This window comes from Gillisella taibaishanensis (assembly GCF_001938985.1).
GTDB classification, from domain to species: Bacteria; Pseudomonadota; Alphaproteobacteria; order Rhizobiales; family Rhizobiaceae; genus Allorhizobium; species Allorhizobium taibaishanense.
In genome coordinates this window covers 69,200-89,976 of sequence record NZ_MKIN01000020.1, presented here as the reverse complement: position 1 = coordinate 89,976, position 20,777 = coordinate 69,200, and the positions used below count along the sequence as shown (strand labels likewise).

The following is a 20,777-nucleotide window of genomic DNA, read 5'->3' as shown; positions in this document are numbered from 1 at the left end:
GCGACAGGCTTCGGTCTTCGCATGTCCCGTTCCGGCCCGTGCACCCTATTTTTTGAATATCGTCACGAACATTACACCGCGTACCCGCACGGTCATTTCGCATTGTGGCCCGTCGGTCCGATCACAAAAGTGTGGCGGCATCTTCAAAACGAAGACCTTGTTACCGAAGCGCTGGATAAAGTCGTAGCCATAGATCTTGGCGGTCGCGATCATCAGGTAACCGCCCTCCTTGACCTGGACATAGAAATTGTAGGGGCAACCGTCGGCATCGCAATCGGGACCGTGCTTGCCGTCGCAGGTCAGCGCGCCTTCGTTGACAACGGCATCAATGAGACCGTCGTTGTTAATGTCGAGCCGGGTAACATAGTTGTCGTCGAATTCGGCCTTGTCGCAAACTTTGCGGAAATGATCCTTCTCGTAGATCTCGGGATCGCTGACCAATTGCTGCTGGCTGAAGGTGACGGAAGCCGGCATGACAAAAAGCAGGCACAGAAGGAGACGAGCGAGGAATTTCACGGGCAGGAACCTTCGGCAGGATTGCGGCTCCCCGCCTGGTGCGCAGAGCCTTTCCATTTTTCGGGGCGGAGCATTATCTGTTGCCATATCCCATCCAGCTTGCGCGGCCCTTGTCTTGGAAGAAAGAAGATGCGAGGCCGAATGCCTTGGGTAAGGCCTTGCGGTATAAGCTTGCAGGCGATTCTTCACCAACCGTACGATGTCAGGACCGTCATGTCGTTGCTGCTCTATCTCGATTATGCCGGCGTCGCGCTGTTTGCCGCAACCGGCGCGCTTGCCGCCTCGCGCAAGCAGCTGGATCTGATCGGCTTCCTGTTTCTGGCAACGGTAACAGGCACGGGCGGCGGCACGGTGCGCGATATCATTCTTGGCCGCCTGCCGGTATTTTGGGTGGTCAATCCGAGCTATATCCTGATCTGCTGCACGATTGCGGTGCTGGTGTTTTTCACGGCCCATCTGGTGGAATCACGCTACAAGCTATTGATCTGGCTCGATGCAGTTGGCCTTGCCGCCTATTGCGTCATGGGAGCGGCCAAGGGCTTGGCCGCAACGGGATCACCAACCATCGCCATCGTGACCGGCGTGATGACCGCGACGCTTGGCGGTGTCTTGCGTGATATTGTCGCCAACGAACCTTCGGTTCTGCTGCGGCCGGAAATCTACATCACTGCAGCCCTGATCGGGGCCTGCGTGTTCACCGGAGCATTCATCGTCGGAGCGCCGCTTTACTGGGCTTCCGCAGGTGGTGTTCTCGCAGCATTTCTAGTCCGTGCCGGCGCGATTTTCTTTGGCTGGACATTTCCCCGCTACGGCCATCAGGCCGGCAGACATCCTGACGACGTCATGTGAGGGTTAGGAGATCAAATAAATCAGTGACCGGAAATGATTGGCTAGCAAGCCGTCAACCGAGAGCTCAAGCCTTGGGACGCAGGCGAATAACCACGTCGATATGGGATATTTCCATGCCTTCAGGCGGCTCCGGCAGATTGCCGATCTCGATATTGCTGACGGGAATGTCGAGCACTTCGTTGCGACCTTCCACGAAGAAGTGGTGATGATCGGAAACATTGGTATCGAAATAGGTCTTGTTGCTTTCGACCGCGAGAACCCGGATCATGCCGGCTTCCGTGAACTGGTGCAGCGTGTTGTAAACGGTGGCAAGCGAAACGGGCACATCCGCGGAAACCGCTTCTTCGTGCAGCTCTTCCACAGTCAAATGTCGGTCGCCCTTGGCAAAAAGAAGAGAAGCCAAGGCAACACGTTGCCGTGTCGGCCGAAGGCCGGACCGACGCAGTTTTGCTTCTACTTCCCGAGAGGCTTGCGCCACCATGCCGACGATCTCCGCTTCGTCCCTTGAAATTACACCATTGCCGTACTGATATATCCGGTAAGGTCCGGTCTTTCAATAGTTTCACCTAGGGTAAATCCAGTGAAAGCCCTGATGTTGGGGCGATTGACCGATTTTACCACTGGTGGAGGATGGGCGCTTCCTGTATGCGGACGACAGAAAGCGACCGGAACCGAGGCCAAACACATCCGCGCAAAGCGTTGGAATGAACTGGCATCGGCTTCAATTCGTCGCCATCTTGCTTTAAGTCTCCTAATGCGGAACGCCTAAAGGGGGGAATTGAAAGACCGATGAACGAAAGACAAACGAGCTACAATTACGAGGAAATTCTCTCCTGCGGTCGCGGCGAGCTGTTCGGCCAGGGTAACGCCCAGCTGCCGTTGCCGCCAATGCTGATGTTCAACCGCATCACTGATATTTCCGAGACCGGTGGCCCTCATGACAAGGGTTATATTCGCGCCGAGTTTGATATCACTCCCGACCTCTGGTTCTTCCCTTGCCATTTTCAGGGCGATCCGGTCATGCCGGGCTGCCTGGGCCTGGACGCCATGTGGCAGTTGACGGGTTTTTATCTCGGCTGGCTCGGCGAGCCTGGCAAGGGCCGGGCCATTTCCACCGGCGAAGTAAAATTTACCGGCATGGTCACCCCTTCCACGAAACTCGTGGAATACGGCATCGACTTCAAACGCGTCATGCGCGGCCGCCTCGTTCTTGGCATCGCCGATGGCTGGATGAAGGCCGATGGCGAGGTCATCTACAAGGCGACCGACCTGCGGGTCGGCCTGTTCAAGGATAAGGCCGACTGAGCGCCTCTCCCCAATCAAGCAAAAGGTCTATTACATGAGACGGGTAGTAGTTACGGGTCTGGGCATCGTGTCCTCCATCGGCAATAACGCCGCAGAGGTGACGGCATCGCTACGCGACGCCCGGTCCGGCATTTCCTTTTCTCCCGATTTTGCCGAACATGGTTTCAAATGCCAGGTCTGGGGCCAGCCTACGCTGGACACGAGCGACCTCGTCGACCGACGCGCTATGCGCTTCCTGTCGCAGGGCGGTGCCTGGAACCACGTGGCCATGAAGCAGGCAATCGCCGATTCTGGCCTTGAGGAAAAGGATTATGCCGCCAACGAGCGCACCGGCATCATCATGGGTTCCGGCGGTCCGTCGACCCGGCAGATCGTCGAGGCGGCCGATATTACCCGTCAGAACAAGAGCCCGAAGCGAATCGGCCCGTTTGCCGTGCCGAAAGCCATGTCTTCGACCGCATCCGCGACGCTCGCGACCTGGTTCAAGATCCACGGCGTCAACTATTCGATCTCGTCTGCCTGCTCGACCTCGGCTCATTGCATCGGAAATGCTGCAGAAATGATCCAGTGGGGCAAGCAGGACATCATGTTCGCTGGTGGTCACGAAGATCTTGACTGGTCGATGTCCGACCTGTTCGACGCCATGGGCGCCATGTCGACCAAGTATAACGACACGCCGGCCCTGGCTTCGCGCGCCTATGATGTCGACCGCGATGGCTTCGTCATCGCTGGCGGTGCTGGCGTGCTGGTTCTCGAAGAGCTGGAGCATGCTAAGGCCCGTGGCGCGAAAATTTATGCCGAACTCACCGGCTATGGCGCGACTTCGGATGGCTACGATATGGTTGCGCCTTCAGGTGAAGGTGCGATCCGTTGCATGCGTCAGGCGATGTCGACCGTCAAGGGCGATATCGACTACATCAATACGCATGGCACCTCGACGCCGGTCGGCGACAGCAAGGAAATCGGTGCCATCCGCGCCGTGTTCGGTGACAAGATCCCGCATGTCCAGTCCACGAAGTCGCTGACAGGACATTCGCTCGGCGCTGCCGGCGTGCAGGAATCGATCTATGGCCTGTTGATGATGCAGGAGCGTTTCATCGGCGAAAGCGCTCATATCACCACGCTCGATCCGGAATTCGAAGGCGTGCCTGTCGTGCGCCAGCGCATCGACAATGCCAAGATTGACACTGTCCTTTCTAACTCCTTCGGTTTTGGCGGCACCAACGCAACACTGGTGTTTCAGCGCCATAACGGATGACATTGATGATCGCTTCCATGCAAGGTAAACGCGGGCTCATTATGGGCGTCGCGAATAACCACTCGATCGCCTGGGGTATTTCCCAGGCACTTTCGTCTGCCGGTGCTGAGCTTGCCTTTACCTATCAGGGCGAAGCCTTGGGAAAGCGCGTTAAACCGCTAGCCAGCCAGCTCGGTTCAGACTTCATTCTGCCCTGCGACGTCGAAGATCTGGCATCCGTCGATGCAACCATTGCTGCTATCAAGGAGCGTTGGGGCAAGCTCGATTTCGTCGTACATGCCATCGGCTTTTCCGACAAGAACGAGCTAAAAGGCCTCTACGCCGACACATCTAGGGAAAACTTCACCCGTACCATGGTGATTTCCTGCTTCTCGTTTACCGAAATTGCACGGCGCGCGGCAGACCTGATGACCGATGGTGGCGCAATGTTGACGCTGACCTATGGCGGCTCGATGCGCGTTATCCCGAACTATAATGTCATGGGTGTCGCCAAGGCCGCGCTGGAATCCTCCATGCGCTACCTCGCCTGCGATTACGGTCCGCGCGGCATCCGCGTCAATGCCATCTCGGCTGGCCCGGTGCGCACGCTGGCAGGCGCCGGCATCTCCGACGCACGCGCCATCCTGAACTGGAACCAGAAGAACGCACCGCTACGCCGGACGCCGACTATTGAAGATATTGGTGGCTCGGCGCTGTATCTCCTGTCGGATCTTTCCGCTGGCGTAACCGGCGAAGTGCATTACGTCGACAGCGGCTATAACGTTACCTCATTGCCGGCCCTTGATGTGCTGCGCTCATCGGACGCGGAATAACCGAGGTCCACTCGATCAACAAAAAAGGCGCCTGGATTTCCCGGCGCTTTTTTGTTGAATAGTCTGAGACTTATTTCTTCGCCCACAGCACCTTGTAGCGCGCATTGCGGCAGGTTTCACCGTGTTGGCGGAAATGGGCGGCCAAGACCGGCTCATAGGCCAAGCCGCGATTGGCGACCATCAGCAGATCACCGCCGCCGCGCAGTGCATCGGATGCCGCCTTGATCATGGCTTCCCCGATTGACGGTTCGGCTGCATGCCCCTCGTGGAACGGAGGGTTCATGACGACCAGATCGTATTTCTCCTTGGCAGGTTCGGTGCCGAGATCCTGCCAGAAGAAACGGGTAGCCAAAGTAGGGCAATTGCGCGCCAGGTTCTTCTTCGCCTGCTCCAGGGCCTCGTAATTGGCTTCGAACAAGTCGATGCGGTTGGTGCGGCGTGCCTTTTCGGCAAGCATGACGGAGAGATAGCCCCAGCCAGCACCAAAATCTGCAGCATTGCCATCGAAGTCCTCCGGCAAACGGCTTGCCAGCAGCTCCGAGCCTGGATCGGCATGCAGATGCGAAAATTGGCCGGCAAAGGTCTCAAACCGACCGTCGATCATCACGGGCTTGGAAGCTAGCGCAGAGATGGCTGCGGATGCATCGGCGGGAGCCGTGAACCAGACGGCGATCCCGTGGTATTTCGGCAGGGATTGTGGCTCAAAGCCGAGTCGGTCGATCTGCTTGCGTAGCGGCTGGATGCCGTCTTCCTTCGTACCAGCAACGACAATAATGCCGCCTGCCTTGACCCGCGTCAGCGCCCCAGCGACGCGGTTTTCGTTCAGCCCCTTGTGCTTGCCAGCCAACACCAAGGCGCCGTCATAAGCCTCGCCAGCCGCAATAGGAACGGGTGCCTGCCGGGCCGCTTCCAATCGGCGGAAGTCGGGCCGGAAGCCCTGAACGACCGTCAGTTCCGCACCAAAGCCCTCCGGCTTTACGAAGCCGGCTTCCGCACCGAGAAACAGGAAGCGCTCGCCTTCACCCGGCAAGGCAACGGCGTCGGTGACGAAGGGATGAAAAATGGTCTTCAGGGTCTCGCGGCTCATGGCTCGTCAATCTCGTCGTGGCTGTATAATTCCTTAAATCAGAATCGATCTAAGGAATTATACAGTAGATTTAAGGTGTTACAGCGTCCTTTGCGCGTTTTACAAAACGCGCGGCGCTGTCGGATAAAAAAAGGCGCGGAAAATCTTCCGCGCCTTCAAAGACAATCGGCTGCGCTTATTCAGCGGCAGCGTCGCCCTCGGCCTTCTTCTCGCCAGCGAGTTCCTTGCCGGTGGCCTGATCGACGACCTTCATCGACAGACGAACCTTGCCGCGCTCGTCGAAGCCCATCAGCTTGACCCATACCTTGTCGCCTTCCTTGACGACGTCCTGGGTCTTGGCGACACGGTCGACAGCCAGCTGGCTGATATGGACCAGGCCATCGCGTGAACCGAAGAAGTTGACGAAAGCACCGAAATCTGCGGTTTTGACGACCGTACCTTCGTAAACCAAGCCGACTTCCGGCTCGGCAACGATGGAATGGATCCACTTACGGGCAGCTTCGATTTCCTTACCGGAGGCAGAGGCGATCTTGACGGTGCCATCATCTTCGATGTTGATCTTGGCGCCGGTCTTTTCGACGATTTCGCGGATGACCTTGCCGCCGGAGCCGATGACTTCACGGATCTTGTCGACCGGGATGTTCATGACTTCGATGCGCGGTGCGAATTCGCCAAGCTGCGAGCGTCCTTCGGTAATGGCATTGGCCATTTCGCCAAGAATATGCTTGCGGCCGCCCTGCGCTTGAGCCAACGCGACCTTCATGATCTCTTCGGTGATACCGGCGATCTTGATGTCCATCTGCAGCGAGGTGATGCCGTCAGCGGTACCGGCAACCTTGAAGTCCATGTCACCGAGGTGATCTTCGTCGCCGAGGATGTCGGAGAGAACGGCGAAACGCTCGCCTTCAAGGATCAGACCCATGGCAATGCCGGCAACCGGCTTGGCCAGCGGTACGCCGGCATCCATCAATGCCAGCGAGGTGCCGCAAACGGTTGCCATCGAGGACGAGCCGTTGGACTCGGTGATCTCGGAGACGACACGCAACGTGTAGGGGAACTGGTCAGCCGATGGTAGCATCGGACGGATAGCGCGCCATGCGAGCTTGCCATGACCGATTTCGCGACGGCCCGGGGAGCCCATGCGGCCAGTTTCACCGACCGAGTAGGGCGGGAAGTTGTAATGCAGCAGGAAGCGTTCCTTGTACATGCCCGTCAGGCTGTCGACATACTGTTCGTCTTCGCCGGTACCGAGCGTCGCAACAACGATCGCCTGGGTTTCACCGCGGGTGAACAGGGCCGAGCCATGGGTGCGCGGCAGAATGCCGACTTCCGACACGATAGCGCGAACCGTTTCCAGGTCACGACCGTCGATACGGCTCTTGGTGTCGAGGATGTTCCAGCGAACGATCTTCGCCTGCAGGTGCTTGAACACCGCGCCGATGACTTCGGCGGTGTACTTCGGCTCTACGCCTTCCGGGAAGAAATGCGCCTTCACCTTGGCCTTGACGGCGTCGACCGCTGCGTAGCGCTCGGCCTTCTGGGTGATCTTGTAGGCGGCGCGCAATTCGGTTTCGGCGATACCAAGCATTTCGGCTTCGAGAGCGGAATGATCTTCCGGTTCGAATTCGCGGGGTTCCTTGGCGGCGACTTCAGCGAGCTTGATGATCGCGTCGATAACCGGCTGGAAGCCCTTGTGGCCGAACATGACGGCGCCGAGCATGATGTCTTCGTTCAGTTCCTTGGCTTCCGACTCGACCATCAGGACGGCGTCCTGGGTGCCGGCAACCACGAGATCGAGAACCGACTCATCCATCTCGTCGAGATGCGGGTTGAGGACGTATTCGCCATTGATGTAGCCGACGCGAGCGCCGCCGACCGGACCCATGAAGGGCACGCCCGACAGCGTCAGGGCCGCCGATGCGGCAACCATCGACAGTACGTCAGGATCGTTTTCAAGGTCGTGCTGGACAACGGTGACGACAACCTGGGTGTCGTTCTTGTAACCTTCAGGGAAGAGCGGGCGGATCGGGCGGTCAATCAGGCGGGAAACCAAGGTTTCCTTTTCGCTCGGACGGCCTTCGCGCTTGAAATAGCCGCCTGGGATCTTACCGGCAGCATAGGTCTTTTCCTGGTAATTTACGGTGAGCGGGAAGAAATCCTGGCCTGGCTTCGGCGACTTGGCGGAAACCACGGTGGCGAGAACAACAGTTTCGCCATAAGTGGCGAGAACGGCGCCGTCGGCCTGGCGGGCGATCTTGCCCGTTTCCAGCTTCAACGGCCGGCCGGCCCACTCGATCTCAACGCTGTGAACATCAAACATATCTTGTCCTTCATATGCGCTGGCGGCTCGGATGCCTAAGCATCAAAGCCATGATCAGACGCATCGTGCTGAACCATCACGGGCAAGACAGCGGGAGGCTTCGAACCGCACTTGGCGGAAGCATCCAACAATCCTGCCCCATGACAGGCCATCGGTTGTCATCGGCAGCACCGGCCCATCCGGCCTGCCGTTTGCAGCACCCGGCGTTGGTCAACGCAAGGCAGGCCGCAAAATTCTCGGTCACATGCGACGCGCCTTCAGCCGTAAGCAGCCAGAGGGTCGTTGCGACCATGTTTCCTGGCAGGATTGCCATGGAAACGATTTATACGAAGCGCAACACGCTCCGGAAAAGCGACCGGCGGGTCCTTCCTCTCGGAAGCCCGCCGGTCCATTGCTTAGCGGCGAATGCCGAGGCTCGCAATCAGCTTGCTGTACCGGCCTTCGTCCTTCTTCTTGAGATAATCAAGAAGCGAACGACGGGTGGATACGAGCGTCAGAAGGCCACGACGCGAGTGGTTGTCCTTCTTGTGACCCTTGAAATGCTCGGTCAGATTGGTGATCCGCTCAGTCAGGATAGCAACCTGGACTTCCGGCGAACCGGTGTCGCCTTCGTTGGTTGCATATTCCTTGATGAGGGCTGCCTTGCGTTCTGCGGTGATCGACATCGTGGTTCCTTTCTTGAATGGAGGAATTGGGTCGCCTGCGGCCGGGATGTCGTCCAGCGGAGGCCATGAATGCACGCATATCTGCAATGCTGGTGCGCCTATATACTATTCCGCCCTGCATGGGAAGGGGCGGCAAAACGTCGCCCTCGCCCACACGATGCGGTAGAGCTCAGGCAAAGACCCGCTTCGGACGGAACTCGCCTTCACCGATCTCGCCGATCGCGATAAGCTTGCCGCCAGCAAAGGCGACGGCTTCCGGCTCTGCAAGCGGTGCATCGCGCCCGCGCACGATGATCGGGTTACCCATGCGCAGCCGATGCGCCTGATCGTCGCTGATGCGGATCTGCGGCAGCGCCATCAGCGCTTCGCCGGTGTCGACCAGGAACGCGTCGAGGGCTGCAAGCCGCTCGTCCCGGTCCTCGATCTTTTCGAGCTCAATCAGGTCCTCGAGCGGCACCATCATGTCTTCGGCAAAGGGAGCGACAAAGGAGCGGCGCAGTTCGGAAATATGGCCGTAACAGCCGAGATCGCGGCCCATGTCGCGGGCGAGCGAGCGGACATAGGTGCCTTTGCCGCATTCGACTTCGAAATAGGCGCAGTCGCGATCCGCCTTCAGCAGGGTCAGCCGGTGAACTTCCACTTCGCGCGAAGGGATGTCGACCACTTCGCCTTCGCGGGCGAGATCATAGGCGCGCTCGCCGGCGATCTTGATTGCCGAGAACTGCGGCGGGATCTGCTCGATGACGCCGGTGTAATCAGGCAGCAGGGCGCGGATCTGCTCTTCGCTCGGACGCTGGTCGGAGGTTTGCGTCGCCTCGCCTTCCAGGTCGTCCGTCGAGCGCTCTTCGCCCCAGGTCACGGTGAATTCGTAGATCTTGCGGCCGTCCATGACGTAGGGCACGGTCTTGGTAGCATCGCCGAGCGCGATCGGCAGCATGCCTGATGCCAACGGATCGAGCGTGCCGGCGTGGCCGGCCTTCTGAGCGTTGAACAGCCACTTGATTTTGCCGACAGCTTCGGTCGAGCCGTAATCCACCGGCTTGTCGAGGATAAGCCAGCCGGAAATCGGCCGGCCCTTGGGTTTTCTGGGTTTGGACATTGCGTCTTATTCTTCTTCTTTGGTGTCTGTATCGGGTCCAAGGTCGCGCGCGACTTCCGGCGAGCGCAGCAATTCGTCGATTTTCCGATAATTGTCGAAGCTGGTATCGTCGCGGAATCGCACTTCCGGCATATATTTCATCTGCCGGAGTTGGCCGCCGATCCGCCCGCGAATGAACTTTGCGTGGCGGTTGAGTGCGGCGATGACGGTGTCATGATCGCTGACGCCAAGCGGCGAGACAAAGGCGGTCGCGACCTTGAGGTCGGTGGACATACGCACTTCGGAAATCGAGATGACCGTCTTTTCAAGCAGGTCGTCGCGCACTTCGCCGCGCTGCAGGACCTGGGTAATGGCGGCGCGGACCTGTTCGCCAACACGCAGCATGCGCTGCGATGGCGCGGAATTGGTAGGTTTGCTCATTGTCGTTTCTCATTGGCCTTCAAGAGGCGGGTGGGGATCGAACCCTGGAGCTGGAGCGCCTCTTCATAGGAAGACCGGCACTAGCAGCGAAAGTGTCATGCAAGTTCGAAAGAAGGCCGCCCGGGAGCGGCCTTCCTGATCTGAACCGACGCTTACAGCGTGCGGGTGATATGCTCGACGCGGAAGCACTCGATGGTGTCGCCGGCGCGGATGTCTTCGTAGTTTTCGAAGGCCATACCGCATTCCTGACCCATCGGCACTTCGGAGACTTCGTCCTTGAAGCGCTTGAGCGTCTTGAGCTTGCCTTCGTGGATGACCACGTTGTCGCGCACCAGACGGACGCCTGCGCCACGCTCGACCTTGCCCTCGATGACACGGCAACCCGCGACCTTGCCGGTCTTGGTGATGTTGAACACTTCGAGGATCTCGGCATTGCCGAGGAAGGTTTCGCGCCGTTCCGGCGACAGCAGACCCGACATCGCTGCCTTAACGTCATCCACCAGATCGTAGATGATGTTGTAGTAGCGGATCTCGGTGCCAGAGCGCTCGGCTGCGGTGCGTGCCTGAACATTGGCGCGCACATTGAAGCCGATGATCGCGGCATTGGATGCCTCGGCAAGCGAGATATCCGATTCCGTGATGGCGCCGGCGCCGGCATGAACGATCCGGGCCCTGACTTCGTCGGTTCCAAGCTTGTCGAGCGCTGCAACGATCGCTTCGACAGAACCCTGCACGTCGGCCTTGATGACCAGCGGGAATTCCTTGAAGCCGGTGTCCTGCAGCTTGCTCATCATCTGCTCGAGCGAACCGCGCTGACCGGACTGGCGGGCAGCGGCCTTGTCACGAGCCAGACGCTGACGATACTCGGAGATCTCGCGAGCGCGACCTTCGTTTTCGACCACAGCGAACTTGTCGCCGGCGGCCGGCGTACCGGACAGGCCGAGGATTTCGACCGGCATTGCCGGTCCTGCTTCCTTGACATGCTCACCCTTGTCGTTGACCAGGGCACGCACACGGCCCCACTGGTCGCCGGCAACGATGATCTGACCAGGACGCAGCGTCCCCTTCTGCACCAACACGGTCGCAACCGCACCGCGGCCACGATCTAGCTGCGCTTCGATGACTGTGCCTTCGGCGGTCCGCGTCGGATCTGCCTTCAGGTCGAGGATTTCGGCCTGCAGCAGCACGGCTTCGAGCAGCTTGTCGAGGTTGAGCTTGGCCTTGGCCGACACTTCGACGTCGAGCACTTCACCGCCCATGGATTCCACGAAGACTTCGTGCTGCAGAAGCTGCTGGCGAACCTTTTCAGGGTTTGCCTCATGCTTGTCGATCTTGTTGATCGCCACGATGATCGGCACACCTGCCGCCTTGGCGTGGTTGATCGATTCGATCGTCTGCGGCATCACGCTGTCGTCGGCCGCAACCACCAGGATCGCGATGTCGGTCGCCTGGGCGCCACGGGCACGCATGGCGGTAAACGCCGCGTGGCCGGGGGTGTCGATGAAGGTGATCTTCTGACCGTTCTGTTCGACCTGATAGGCACCGATATGCTGGGTGATGCCGCCGGCTTCGCCCGACACGACCGAAGTCTTGCGGATAGCGTCCAGCAACGAGGTCTTGCCGTGGTCGACGTGACCCATGATGGTGACAACAGGGGGACGCGATACCAATTCGCCTTCGTCGTCCTTTATGTTGAAGATGCCTTCCTCAACGTCGGATTCCGAAACGCGCTTGACGGTGTGACCGAATTCGGTGGCGATCAGTTCAGCCAGATCGGCGTCGATGACGTCGCCTGGCTTCATCATCTGGCCTTCCTTCATCAGGTACTTAATCACGTCGACGGCCCGTTCGGACATACGCTGCGACAGTTCCTGAATGGTGATGGTTTCCGGCAGCACGACTTCGCGCATGACCTTTTCGCGCGGTTCCTGCATCTGGCTGCGGCGGAACTTCTCCTGGCGGCGACGCATGGCCGACAGCGACCGACCACGGCTTGCACCGTCTTCGTCTACAGCAGCCGTGGTGACCGTGAGCTTGCCGCGGCGACGCTCGTCTTCGGTCTTCGGACGGGCTGGAACCTTTGCAGGCTCCGGACGCACGACCTTGCCGCGTACCGGGCTGCCACGGGCTGGGCCGCGAGCATCGTCTTCTTCGCCTTCCGGCTTGCGACCGCGCACAAAACCAGGCGCCGGCGTTGCCGCAGCACCCGGCTTGGCGGGAGCTGCAGACGGTGAGCGACCAGCAGCGTCTGCCGGACGGGTTGCTTCAACAGCCGGAGCCGGAGCTTCCGGAGCGGGTTCAGGCGCGTTCTTGGCTTCCAGAGCGCGCAGCTTGTCTTCTTCCGCCTGGCGGGCGGCCTCGATCACGGCCAAACGCTGACGCTCGACCTCTTCGGCCTGACGGCGAACTTCTTCCTCGGCGCGACGCTTGGCGTCTTCGACTTCGCGAACCTGCGCTTCGGCAAGCGCCCGGCGACGGGCATCCATCTCGCTGGCCGACAGATCGTGCAGCACGGCGCCACGCGGACGCTCAGGCTGACGGTTCTGCTGGCTCGGGGACGAACCCTGCGGCCGGTTCTGCTGGCCGGGATGGCGCTGCTGCGAATATTGATTGGTCTGCTGCACACGCGGCTGCGGTGCTGCGGCAGGGCGAGGTGCCTGCGGTGCTGCTGCAACCGGAGCCGGTGCCTGAACCGGCGCTGCTGGCGCAGGAGCGTCCTCGCTCCGGCCCTGCGGCTGGCCTGCACGCTCGTCTTCAGGACGGGTCGGGCGACGCTTGCGCGTTTCGACCACAACGGCCTTCGTGCGACCGCGACCCATATCCTGGCGCACGGTACCTTGGTTCACTCCCGTCGGCTTGAGCGTGAGTGTCTTCTTGCCCGTAACGCTGAGTGTCTTGTCGTCTTTGCTGTCGGTCATTCCGTTCCCGTTCCTTCGAGCGAGGCCGGATGACTATCGCATCAGACCACGCCGTTCACATACTGTCCTACACCACGGAGGCCGGTTTTCACCGGTGACCGCGTCATTGTGGTTTACGGCCAGCGCTACTTGCCTGACGCGACGAGACGCCGCGATAGGTTTCAAGCAGAGTTGCGCGTTTCACTACACCTTCACCCGCCTGTCCTGCAAGCGCGCAGGCATGGATAAAAGCGTTCTGGCCCATCAGGTCCTGCATTTCAGCCTCGGAGAAGAGACGGAAAGAAGGGACCTCTTCGTCCGTTTCCATTCCCAGGTGCCAGGCCTTGCGGGCCTGGTCCAATTTTCGAACGCCATCGGCTGCAGCGTCGGTGGCATGGAACACGCCGAGTGCCGAGCCGCTGCGAATAGCGAGATCGACCTTGGCCGATCCGGTTACAAACTGGCCCGCTTTGCGTGCCAGGTTCATCATGCCCGCCACCTGCTGCGCGAGCAGCCGGTCGACGCGCGATCCCATCTCGGGATCAACAGTGACATCGGCCTTCAAGGCACGGGCAAAGAGTTTCTTTGCCACTGCCTTGTCGATAGCCTCGCGGGATACGGACACCCAGCAGCCACGGCCAGGCAGTTCCCGCTTCAGATCCGGCACGACGGCCCCATCGGGACCGGCAACGAAACGGATCAGCGTTTCAGGCGTTCCCGGCTGGCGGGTGACGATGCAGGTCCGGTCGTTCTGACCGTCCTTCACCGCCTTGACCGGCTTTGCCGGACGCCCGTCCAAGGACTGATCGGCGGTCATCACGAGCCCTGCTCGGCCTCTTCCGGCTCTCCCTCTTCCGCTTCTGCTTCAGCGGCGATATCCGCTTCGGTGATCCAGCCGGCCGCCAGGCGGGCCTGCACAATCATCTGTTCCGCTTCGGTGCGCGAGATGTCGAACTTCGCGAACAGACCCTCAAACTTCTTGGTCTCGCCGTCCTTACGCTCGCTCCAGCCGACCAGATCGTCGGCAGCACAGCCGGCGAAGTCTTCGATCGTCTTGATGCCGTCTTCACCGAGAGCAACCATCATCTGCGAGGTGATGCCATCGATGCTGCGCAACTCGTCGGCAACGCCGAGTGCCTTGCGCTTGGCATCCATTTCGGCTTCCAGCTTTTCCAGATATTCGCGGGCGCGGGTCTGGATTTCTTCGGCGGTATCGCCGTCAAAACCGTCGATGGAGGCAATTTCCTCCAGATCGACATAGGCCAGCTCCTCGACCTGGGCAAAGCCTTCCGATGCCAGAACCTGACCGACCATTTCGTCGACGTCGAGCGCGTCCATGAACAGGTTTGTGCGCTCGTTGAATTCTTTCTGGCGGCGTTCCGATTCCTCGGCTTCCGTCATGATGTCGATGTCCCAGCCGGTCAGCTGCGACGCCAGACGCACGTTCTGACCGCGACGGCCGATGGCCAGCGACAGCTGCTCATCCGGCACCACAACTTCGATGCGCTCGGCATCTTCATCGAGCACGACCTTGGCGACTTCCGCTGGCTGCAGTGCATTGACGATGAAGGAGGCCGGATCGGCCGACCACGGAATGATGTCGATCTTTTCGCCCTGAAGCTCGCCGACAACGGCCTGAACGCGCGAACCACGCATACCGACGCAGGCGCCGACAGGATCGATCGAGCTATCGTTGGAAATAACGGCGATCTTGGCGCGCGAACCCGGATCGCGGGCAACCGACTTGATCTGGATGACGCCGTCGTAGATTTCAGGCACTTCCATGGTGAACAGCTTCACCATGAACTGCGGATGGGTACGCGACAGGAAAATCTGCGGGCCACGCTGCTCGCGGCGCACGTCGTAGACATAGGCGCGGACGCGGTCGCCGTAGCGCATGGTTTCACGCGGGATCATCTCATCGCGACGGATGATGCCTTCGCCACGGCCGAGATCGACAATGACGTTGCCGTATTCGACGCGCTTGACCGTGCCGTTGATGATTTCGCCGACGCGATCCTTGAATTCGTCGAACTGGCGGTCGCGCTCGGCTTCACGTACCTTCTGCACGATGACCTGCTTGGCCGACTGGGCGGCGATACGGCCGAAATCCATCGGCGGCAGCGGATCGGCAATAAAATCGCCAAGCTTGGCATCGACATTGCGGTCGCGGGCCAGCGGCAGAGCGATCTGGGTGGAATAGTCCTCGACAGTCTCGACCACTTCCAGAAGACGTTGCAGGCGGATTTCGCCGGTCTTGGAATTGATGTCGGCGCGGATATTGGTCTCGGAGCCGTAACGCGACCGGGCGGCCTTCTGGATGGCGTCGGCCATCGCAGCAAGCACGATTTCGCGGTCGATGACCTTTTCGCGTGCGACCGCATCCGCGATCTGCAATAGCTCGAGCCGGTTAGCACTGACTGCCATTGTCTAAAGTCTCCGTCTTCCAGCCTGAGGCATAGTCACCTCCAGGCGCGTTATCGGTTATTGGTCTTCGCCCGACCCATCGTTCTGATCGGCATCGTCGTCCTGGTCCGCTTCATCGTTCTGATTGGCGGCCTGCGCCTTGGCCAGCTTGTCGGCCCGCAAAGCGTCGCGGATCAACTCATCCGTCAGGATCAGCTTGGCCTCGGCCAGCGCCGTAAACGGAATGGTCACGCGCGGATCCTCGCCAGCGGCGACCTGGTCGCGTTCCAGAACGAAATCATTGGCGCCCACTTCGGCAATCGTGCCGCGAAACCGCTTGCGGCCGCCGACGAGAATGGACGTTTCGCATTTCAAAAGGTTGCCCTGCCAGCGCGTGAAATCGGACGCGCGCACCATCGGGCGATCAATGCCCGGCGACGAAACCTCGAGATGATACTCCTTATCGATCGGATCTTCTACATCCAGAACGGGAGAAATCGCCATCGACAGGGTTTCGCAATCTTCGACATTCATTGTGCCATCGAGACGCTCGGCCATGACCTGCAGGGTCATGCCATTCTGGTTCATGATCCGCACCCGCACGAGCTTGAAGCCCAATTCGACAATCACGGGCTCGATAATCTCGGCGACACGGCGGTCAATCCCGGTTTCGATAATCAGGCGCGGCTCGAGGGCCGCCTCGGCTGGCACGTGTTCGGACAAACCTGTCCTCCTAGCAATGGAGCCCGTGAGCTCGATATGGAGTTTCTGGTGCATCGCCAACAAAAAAGAGCGGGTCCTTCCGGGCCCACTCTTCATCTGGCGATCAAGAATTTGAAGCCGATATACGCCGTCTGCCACGTGAATGCAAGCTTTTCGAATTTTGCGTGCCTTGACCATACCCCCGCATCGCGCAACACCCGCCCCCGGAAGCGCAGAACGCAGGCCAGCCTTCGCGCCCCCCCCCCGCCGGGAGCCATCCGGCACGTGACCGCCATTATCCATTTTTATTGTTGCAGCAAGGCAGTATCGCCGAAGCGCATAGCCATACCCGACAAAAGGAACTGCTGTATTATAATATTAACCCGCGTTAATTGACTCGTCTTCAGATTTCGATAGGGTTTCAAGATCAGCAAAAGGGCTGCCGTTACCCTATGCAATTCCTGCTATATTTATTTCTTTTGTCAGTATTCTGCCTCGTGTCGGATCAATCGTCAGCGGCCGACAGCACGCAGCCTTCTCGATGGATCGGAGTTGTCGACAAACAGACCTCCAGTTTCGGCTGGCCGGGCAGCGGGTTTACCGTGAGGTTTTCCGGCGCAGCACTTTCGGTGACGCTGGAGAATTCCGGCCGCATGAGCATGATCGTCGATATCGACGGCAGCAAAACTCGGCTCGACCTTGGCGCTGGCCGGCAATCATACCAAGTGGCCTCCGGCCTGCCGCAGGGGATGCACCTGGCAAGGCTCACGCGCCGCGCCGAAAACATCTCCGGCGATACCACCTTCGTGTCCGCATCGACGGACGGCGCTTTTATGCCGGATAGACCTGCGGATCGGAAGTTGCTGATCGTCGGCGATTCCATTTCCGTCGGCTATGGCCTTGAGGGTCAAGGCGTCGCATGCCCACCAAACGCTGATCTCACAAATAGCGATCTGACCTATGGGGCGCTTACGGCCAGGCATTTCAATGCCGATTTAGCGACGATCGCTGTTTCCGGCATCGGCATTTCGAAAAACGATCCTGGTCTTGCGACGCCGACCATGATCAGAATGCTCGACAAACCAACGCCGTCGACACCACAAGACGCGGGCGCGGCGATCAAGGATGCCGGTCCGTTCCAGATCGTCGTGGTCAATCTTGGCACCAATGATTTCGGCGGCGGAAAGCGACCTGTTTCTTTCGTCGCCGACGACCGCACATTGCTTGAGAGAATTCGCGCCCTGCAACCGCAGGCGCTTATTTATGCCGTCTTGGGACCGATGCTCGACACGGCCGACTTTGCCGCCGCGGAACAGGCCATCAATGATGCCGTAAGGCTGCGTCAACAAGACGGCGACCGTAACATCCAATATCTGCGGCTGAAGAACAGGCTTGCGACAGGGCTGGGATGCGATTGGCACCCCAGTACCGAGGCTCATCGCGTTCTCGCCGATATTCTTACCAATGCAATCCGTCACAACACCGGTTGGAGTTTTCCATGACGCATCAAGAAGGACATGTTCGACCGCAAATCGGAATGTTGCCGTCCTTGCAGATCTTACGCTTCATCGCAGCCTTCTCCGTGGTGCTCTATCACGCCGGCAGCGGGCTTGCGGTCGAATACGGTGGGATCAATAATCCCTTCTTTTTCGGCACCATGGGTGTCGACATCTTCTTCATCCTCAGCGGCTTCATCATCAGCTACAGCACCGATGCCAGTCGCGGCATCGGCCACTTCCTGCATCGGCGCTTCGCCCGTGTCGTGCCGCTCTACTGGCTGCTGACGCTGGCGATCATTCTGGTCGCGCTCATCAAGCCCAACATGCTCAACTCGACGGTGGTGACGGTCGAGACGGTCGTCAAATCCTTTCTGTTCATTCCATTTCCCAAGCCAAACGGGACGCTACAACCGCTTCTGTTCCTGGGCTGGACGCTCTGCTACGAAATCTTCTTCTACTGCCTTTACGCGCTCTGCATGCTGTGGCGCGGTAAGGCGGACATCCTCTGCCCGCTCATTCTTGTCGCCCTGGTGACGATGCACGAGATCTGGCCGCATGGGTCGATGCTTTGGCACTTCTATTTCAATCCGGTTTTGATCGAGTTCGCGCTGGGAATTGCGCTCTGCCAAATTTATCGCCGCTCCGCCTTCTTCCAGGCCGGCTCCGATGCGATCGCCGTGCTTTTAGTCGGCGCGGCCTGCCTGCTCTACTGGTTGGTGAGCAATCTTCCGGTACATCAGGTCGTGGCACCCAGCATATTTTCCACCCTCGTTGTCAGCGGCTTCCTGTTCTGGCGCAGCCCCAAGGGCGCGATTGCGTCGCTGCTGGTGATGCTCGGCAATGCCTCCTACTCCCTCTATCTCATCCATCCCTATTTCATTCAGGCCGCTATCAAAATCTTCGGTAAAATGATGGGAACGGTCGCCCTCACCGCCGCCGTCGCTGTAACCGTAGCGCTGACGATCCTGCTTTCTGTCTTGATATTCCGGCTAATCGAAAAGCCCTTGCAAAAAGTGGTCCTGAAGATCGGCAAGACACCTATGACGAAGCCCGAAATGGGCACGGCGACAGGAATTTAGTCAGCTATGATTTCAAGGATCGGCGTGCTTTGTCGCGCGCCGATCACAACCGCGCTTCAATACCGTTGACGGCACATTTTTGCCTCTATCTTTTGGGAGGGGTCGAACCATATTAGAAATTCTCTGTACTGGCACCCAGCTGCCAGCGGCTAGAGAATCGCTTTGCAGGTAGGCGCAACCGTGCCTCGCTTCGACAGACATCCCGATACCAGGCGGAAATCCAGTGCCGGACAGACAATCATCTTTGGCGCCGTTCAAGAATAAGGTCTTCCTAACGATCTGGCTTGCCAGCATTACCTCGAATTTCGGCGGGCTGATTCAGGACGTTGGTGCGGCCTGGATGATGACCTCGATCTCGAAGTCGGAAAGCATGGTGGCTCTGGTACAGGCCTCCAACACGGCGCCGATTATGCTGTTTTCGCTTGTGGCGGGCGCCATTGCTGATGGATTCGACCGGCGGCGGGTCATGCTGTTTGCCCAGGCCTTTCTGCTGATCGTCTCGGCGCTGCTCTCGGTCTTTACCTGGTTCGGCCTGCTCACCCCATGGTCGCTTTTGGCCTTCACCTTCCTGATCGGCTGCGGCACCGCCCTCAACAGCCCATCCTGGCAGGCTTCGGTCGGTGATATCGTCGGCCGTGAAGACCTGCCCTCAGCCGTGTCGCTCAACAGCATGGGGTTCAACATCACCCGCAGCGTTGGCCCGGCCATCGGTGGCCTGATCGTGGCGCTGGCAGGGGCCGCGACTGCATTTGCGATCAATGCCGTCAGCTATCTCTCGATGATCTATGCGCTGTTTCGCTGGAAGCCGGTCTACCCAAAGGCGACGCTTCCAAGAGAGAATCTCGGCCACGCGATTGCAGCCGGCTTGCGCTATATGGCGATGTCGCCAAATCTGATGAAAGTGCTTTTTCGCGGCTTCTTCTTTGGCTTCTGTGCCACTGCGATCCTCTCGCTGCTGCCACTTGTCGTGAAGGACAATCTTGCCGGTGGGCCGCTGGCCTTTGGCGGATTGCTCGGGGCCTTCGGCATCGGCGCTATCGGCGGGGCGATATCCAATGCAAGGATCCGGGAAAAGCTTAGCAGCGAACAGATCGTAAGCTGTTCCTTCGCCGGCTTTGCACTGGCCTTGGCGCTGACCGGCATCAGCCACTCCTTCTTTATCACCGCGCCTGCCCTGGTTCTCGCCGGCGCATGCTGGGTTCTATCGCTCTCGCTGTTCAACACCGTGGTGCAATTATCGACGCCACGCTGGGTCGTCGGCCGCGCGCTTTCGCTTTACCAGACAGCGACCTTCGGAGGCATGGCCGGCGGCGCATGGATCTGGGGCCTTCTGGCTGAATCGGGCTCCTCCGAGCAGGCGCTTGTCGCCGCCGCCGTGCTGATGGCGCTCGGCGTCGGCATCGGCCTTGCGCTACCGATGCCTGCCTTCGCGGCCCTCGACCTCAACCCGCTCAACCGCTTCAACGAGCCGCCGCTGCGCCTCGACATCCGCCCACGCAGCGGCCCGATCGTCGTGCAGATCGACTTTGAGATCGACGACAAGGATGTGCCGGAATTCTTGAAGGTCATGGTCGAGCGCCGTCGTATTCGCCTCAGAGACGGGGCACAGAACTGGGCGCTGATGCGCGATCTCGAGAACCCCGATATCTGGACCGAGACCTACCACACCCCGACTTGGGTCGATTACGTCCGCCACAACCACCGCCGCACCAAGGCCGACGCCGAGATCACCGACCGGCTGGGAGACCTGCATAAAGGCATCAACCCGCCGCGCGTCCACCGGATGATCGAACGCCAGACCATCCCGCCGGCGGATGACGTTTTTCATAAGCCGCATATCGATCATCACTGATCCGATAAATA

The 20,777-nt window shown here is 59.5% G+C and carries 19 protein-coding genes; 7 read left to right on the top strand and 12 right to left on the bottom strand.

Annotated features, from left to right (window positions below):
* Positions 1–45 precede the first annotated feature (45 nt).
* Complete coding sequence (locus tag BJF91_RS05590) at positions 46–474, bottom strand: hypothetical protein (RefSeq protein WP_075613815.1); 429 nt, start codon at positions 472–474, stop codon at positions 46–48.
* A gap of 255 nt (positions 475–729) precedes the next feature.
* On the opposite strand from BJF91_RS05590, the gene BJF91_RS05585 reads away from it, so the two are divergent.
* Positions 730–1,365, top strand: a complete 636-nt coding sequence (locus BJF91_RS05585; protein ID WP_075613509.1) for a trimeric intracellular cation channel family protein — start codon at positions 730–732, stop codon at positions 1,363–1,365.
* A gap of 64 nt (positions 1,366–1,429) precedes the next feature.
* Here BJF91_RS05585 and irrA read toward each other — a convergent pair whose 3' ends face one another.
* Entirely contained in the window at positions 1,430–1,846 is a 417-nt protein-coding gene (gene irrA / locus BJF91_RS05580; RefSeq protein WP_075613508.1) for an iron response transcriptional regulator IrrA, read from the bottom strand.
* Positions 1,847–2,154: 308 nt separating this feature from the next.
* Here irrA and fabA point away from each other — a divergent pair, with 308 nt between their 5' ends.
* The 3 genes from fabA to fabI are packed head-to-tail and all read left to right on the top strand — an operon-like array spanning position 2,155 to position 4,740.
* Positions 2,155–2,670 carry a 3-hydroxyacyl-[acyl-carrier-protein] dehydratase FabA gene (fabA, locus tag BJF91_RS05575; protein WP_075613507.1) on the top strand — a complete coding sequence of 172 codons (516 nt, stop codon included), beginning with the start codon at positions 2,155–2,157 and terminating at the stop codon, positions 2,668–2,670.
* Between the two features lie 34 nt (positions 2,671–2,704).
* Entirely contained in the window at positions 2,705–3,928 is a 1,224-nt protein-coding gene (gene fabB / locus BJF91_RS05570; RefSeq protein ID WP_075613506.1) for a beta-ketoacyl-ACP synthase I, read from the top strand.
* A 5-nt stretch (positions 3,929–3,933) separates the two neighbouring features.
* Positions 3,934–4,740, top strand: a complete 807-nt coding sequence (fabI, locus tag BJF91_RS05565; protein WP_075613505.1) for an enoyl-ACP reductase FabI — start codon at positions 3,934–3,936, stop codon at positions 4,738–4,740.
* 70 nt (positions 4,741–4,810) lie between these two features.
* On the opposite strand, the gene BJF91_RS05560 is transcribed toward fabI, so the two are convergent.
* The 10 genes from BJF91_RS05560 to BJF91_RS25280 all read right to left on the bottom strand — a co-directional run bounded on the left by BJF91_RS05560 (position 4,811) and on the right by BJF91_RS25280 (position 16,991).
* Positions 4,811–5,827 (bottom strand): class I SAM-dependent methyltransferase, encoded by a 1,017-nt coding sequence (locus tag BJF91_RS05560; protein ID WP_075613504.1) that lies wholly within the window; start codon positions 5,825–5,827, stop codon positions 4,811–4,813.
* Between the two features lie 175 nt (positions 5,828–6,002).
* On the bottom strand, positions 6,003–8,147 hold the full coding sequence (pnp, locus tag BJF91_RS05555) for a polyribonucleotide nucleotidyltransferase (protein ID WP_075613503.1): 2,145 nt from the start codon (positions 8,145–8,147) through the stop codon (positions 6,003–6,005).
* A gap of 395 nt (positions 8,148–8,542) precedes the next feature.
* A complete protein-coding gene (rpsO, locus tag BJF91_RS05550; protein WP_060719398.1) occupies positions 8,543–8,812 on the bottom strand; it encodes a 30S ribosomal protein S15 in 270 nt (89 codons plus the stop codon).
* Positions 8,813–8,981: 169 nt separating this feature from the next.
* Positions 8,982–9,911, bottom strand: coding sequence for a tRNA pseudouridine(55) synthase TruB (gene truB / locus BJF91_RS05545; RefSeq protein ID WP_075613502.1), 930 nt, complete (start codon positions 9,909–9,911; stop codon positions 8,982–8,984).
* A gap of 6 nt (positions 9,912–9,917) precedes the next feature.
* Entirely contained in the window at positions 9,918–10,331 is a 414-nt protein-coding gene (gene rbfA, locus BJF91_RS05540; RefSeq protein WP_075613501.1) for a 30S ribosome-binding factor RbfA, read from the bottom strand.
* Between the two features lie 152 nt (positions 10,332–10,483).
* Positions 10,484–13,249 carry a translation initiation factor IF-2 gene (gene infB / locus BJF91_RS05535; protein ID WP_075613500.1) on the bottom strand — a complete coding sequence of 922 codons (2,766 nt, stop codon included), beginning with the start codon at positions 13,247–13,249 and terminating at the stop codon, positions 10,484–10,486.
* Positions 13,250–13,352: 103 nt separating this feature from the next.
* Positions 13,353–14,045: an RNA-binding protein gene (locus BJF91_RS05530; protein ID WP_139310594.1), complete on the bottom strand. Its 693-nt coding sequence runs from the start codon at positions 14,043–14,045 to the stop codon at positions 13,353–13,355.
* The gene (nusA, locus tag BJF91_RS05525) at positions 14,045–15,655 is read right to left on the bottom strand and encodes a transcription termination factor NusA (protein WP_075613499.1); all 1,611 of its coding nucleotides are present in this window, start codon (positions 15,653–15,655) and stop codon (positions 14,045–14,047) included. The genes BJF91_RS05530 and nusA overlap by 1 nt, the downstream gene beginning before the upstream one ends.
* 57 nt (positions 15,656–15,712) lie before the next feature.
* Positions 15,713–16,357, bottom strand: coding sequence for a ribosome maturation factor RimP (rimP, locus tag BJF91_RS05520; protein WP_075613498.1), 645 nt, complete (start codon positions 16,355–16,357; stop codon positions 15,713–15,715).
* A 484-nt stretch (positions 16,358–16,841) separates the two neighbouring features.
* Positions 16,842–16,991, bottom strand: coding sequence for a hypothetical protein (locus tag BJF91_RS25280; RefSeq protein WP_234801571.1), 150 nt, complete (start codon positions 16,989–16,991; stop codon positions 16,842–16,844).
* Here BJF91_RS25280 and BJF91_RS05515 point away from each other — a divergent pair.
* The 3 genes from BJF91_RS05515 (at position 16,939) to BJF91_RS05505 (ending at position 20,766) form a co-directional block, all read left to right on the top strand.
* On the top strand, positions 16,939–17,838 hold the full coding sequence (locus tag BJF91_RS05515) for an SGNH/GDSL hydrolase family protein (RefSeq protein ID WP_234801554.1): 900 nt from the start codon (positions 16,939–16,941) through the stop codon (positions 17,836–17,838). The genes BJF91_RS25280 and BJF91_RS05515 overlap by 53 nt on opposite strands.
* Positions 17,835–18,914, top strand: coding sequence for an acyltransferase family protein (locus tag BJF91_RS05510; RefSeq protein ID WP_075613496.1), 1,080 nt, complete (start codon positions 17,835–17,837; stop codon positions 18,912–18,914). The genes BJF91_RS05515 and BJF91_RS05510 overlap by 4 nt, the downstream gene beginning before the upstream one ends.
* A 223-nt stretch (positions 18,915–19,137) precedes the next feature.
* Entirely contained in the window at positions 19,138–20,766 is a 1,629-nt protein-coding gene (locus BJF91_RS05505) for an MFS transporter (protein ID WP_075613495.1), read from the top strand.
* Positions 20,767–20,777 lie beyond the last annotated feature (11 nt).

Coding starts and splice junctions, on each gene's coding strand:
- BJF91_RS05590 (WP_075613815.1), bottom strand. CDS start 474: ATGCCGGCTTCCGTCACCTTCAGCCAGCAGCAATTGGTCAGCGATCCC.
- BJF91_RS05585 (WP_075613509.1), top strand. CDS start 730: ATGTCGTTGCTGCTCTATCTCGATTATGCCGGCGTCGCGCTGTTTGCC.
- irrA (WP_075613508.1), bottom strand. CDS start 1,846: ATGGTGGCGCAAGCCTCTCGGGAAGTAGAAGCAAAACTGCGTCGGTCC.
- fabA (WP_075613507.1), top strand. CDS start 2,155: ATGAACGAAAGACAAACGAGCTACAATTACGAGGAAATTCTCTCCTGC.
- fabB (WP_075613506.1), top strand. CDS start 2,705: ATGAGACGGGTAGTAGTTACGGGTCTGGGCATCGTGTCCTCCATCGGC.
- fabI (WP_075613505.1), top strand. CDS start 3,934: ATGATCGCTTCCATGCAAGGTAAACGCGGGCTCATTATGGGCGTCGCG.
- BJF91_RS05560 (WP_075613504.1), bottom strand. CDS start 5,827: ATGAGCCGCGAGACCCTGAAGACCATTTTTCATCCCTTCGTCACCGAC.
- pnp (WP_075613503.1), bottom strand. CDS start 8,147: ATGTTTGATGTTCACAGCGTTGAGATCGAGTGGGCCGGCCGGCCGTTG.
- rpsO (WP_060719398.1), bottom strand. CDS start 8,812: ATGTCGATCACCGCAGAACGCAAGGCAGCCCTCATCAAGGAATATGCA.
- truB (WP_075613502.1), bottom strand. CDS start 9,911: ATGTCCAAACCCAGAAAACCCAAGGGCCGGCCGATTTCCGGCTGGCTT.
- rbfA (WP_075613501.1), bottom strand. CDS start 10,331: ATGAGCAAACCTACCAATTCCGCGCCATCGCAGCGCATGCTGCGTGTT.
- infB (WP_075613500.1), bottom strand. CDS start 13,249: ATGACCGACAGCAAAGACGACAAGACACTCAGCGTTACGGGCAAGAAG.
- BJF91_RS05530 (WP_139310594.1), bottom strand. CDS start 14,045: ATGACCGCCGATCAGTCCTTGGACGGGCGTCCGGCAAAGCCGGTCAAG.
- nusA (WP_075613499.1), bottom strand. CDS start 15,655: ATGGCAGTCAGTGCTAACCGGCTCGAGCTATTGCAGATCGCGGATGCG.
- BJF91_RS25280 (WP_234801571.1), bottom strand. CDS start 16,991: ATGCGGCCGGAATTCTCCAGCGTCACCGAAAGTGCTGCGCCGGAAAAC.
- BJF91_RS05510 (WP_075613496.1), top strand. CDS start 17,835: ATGACGCATCAAGAAGGACATGTTCGACCGCAAATCGGAATGTTGCCG.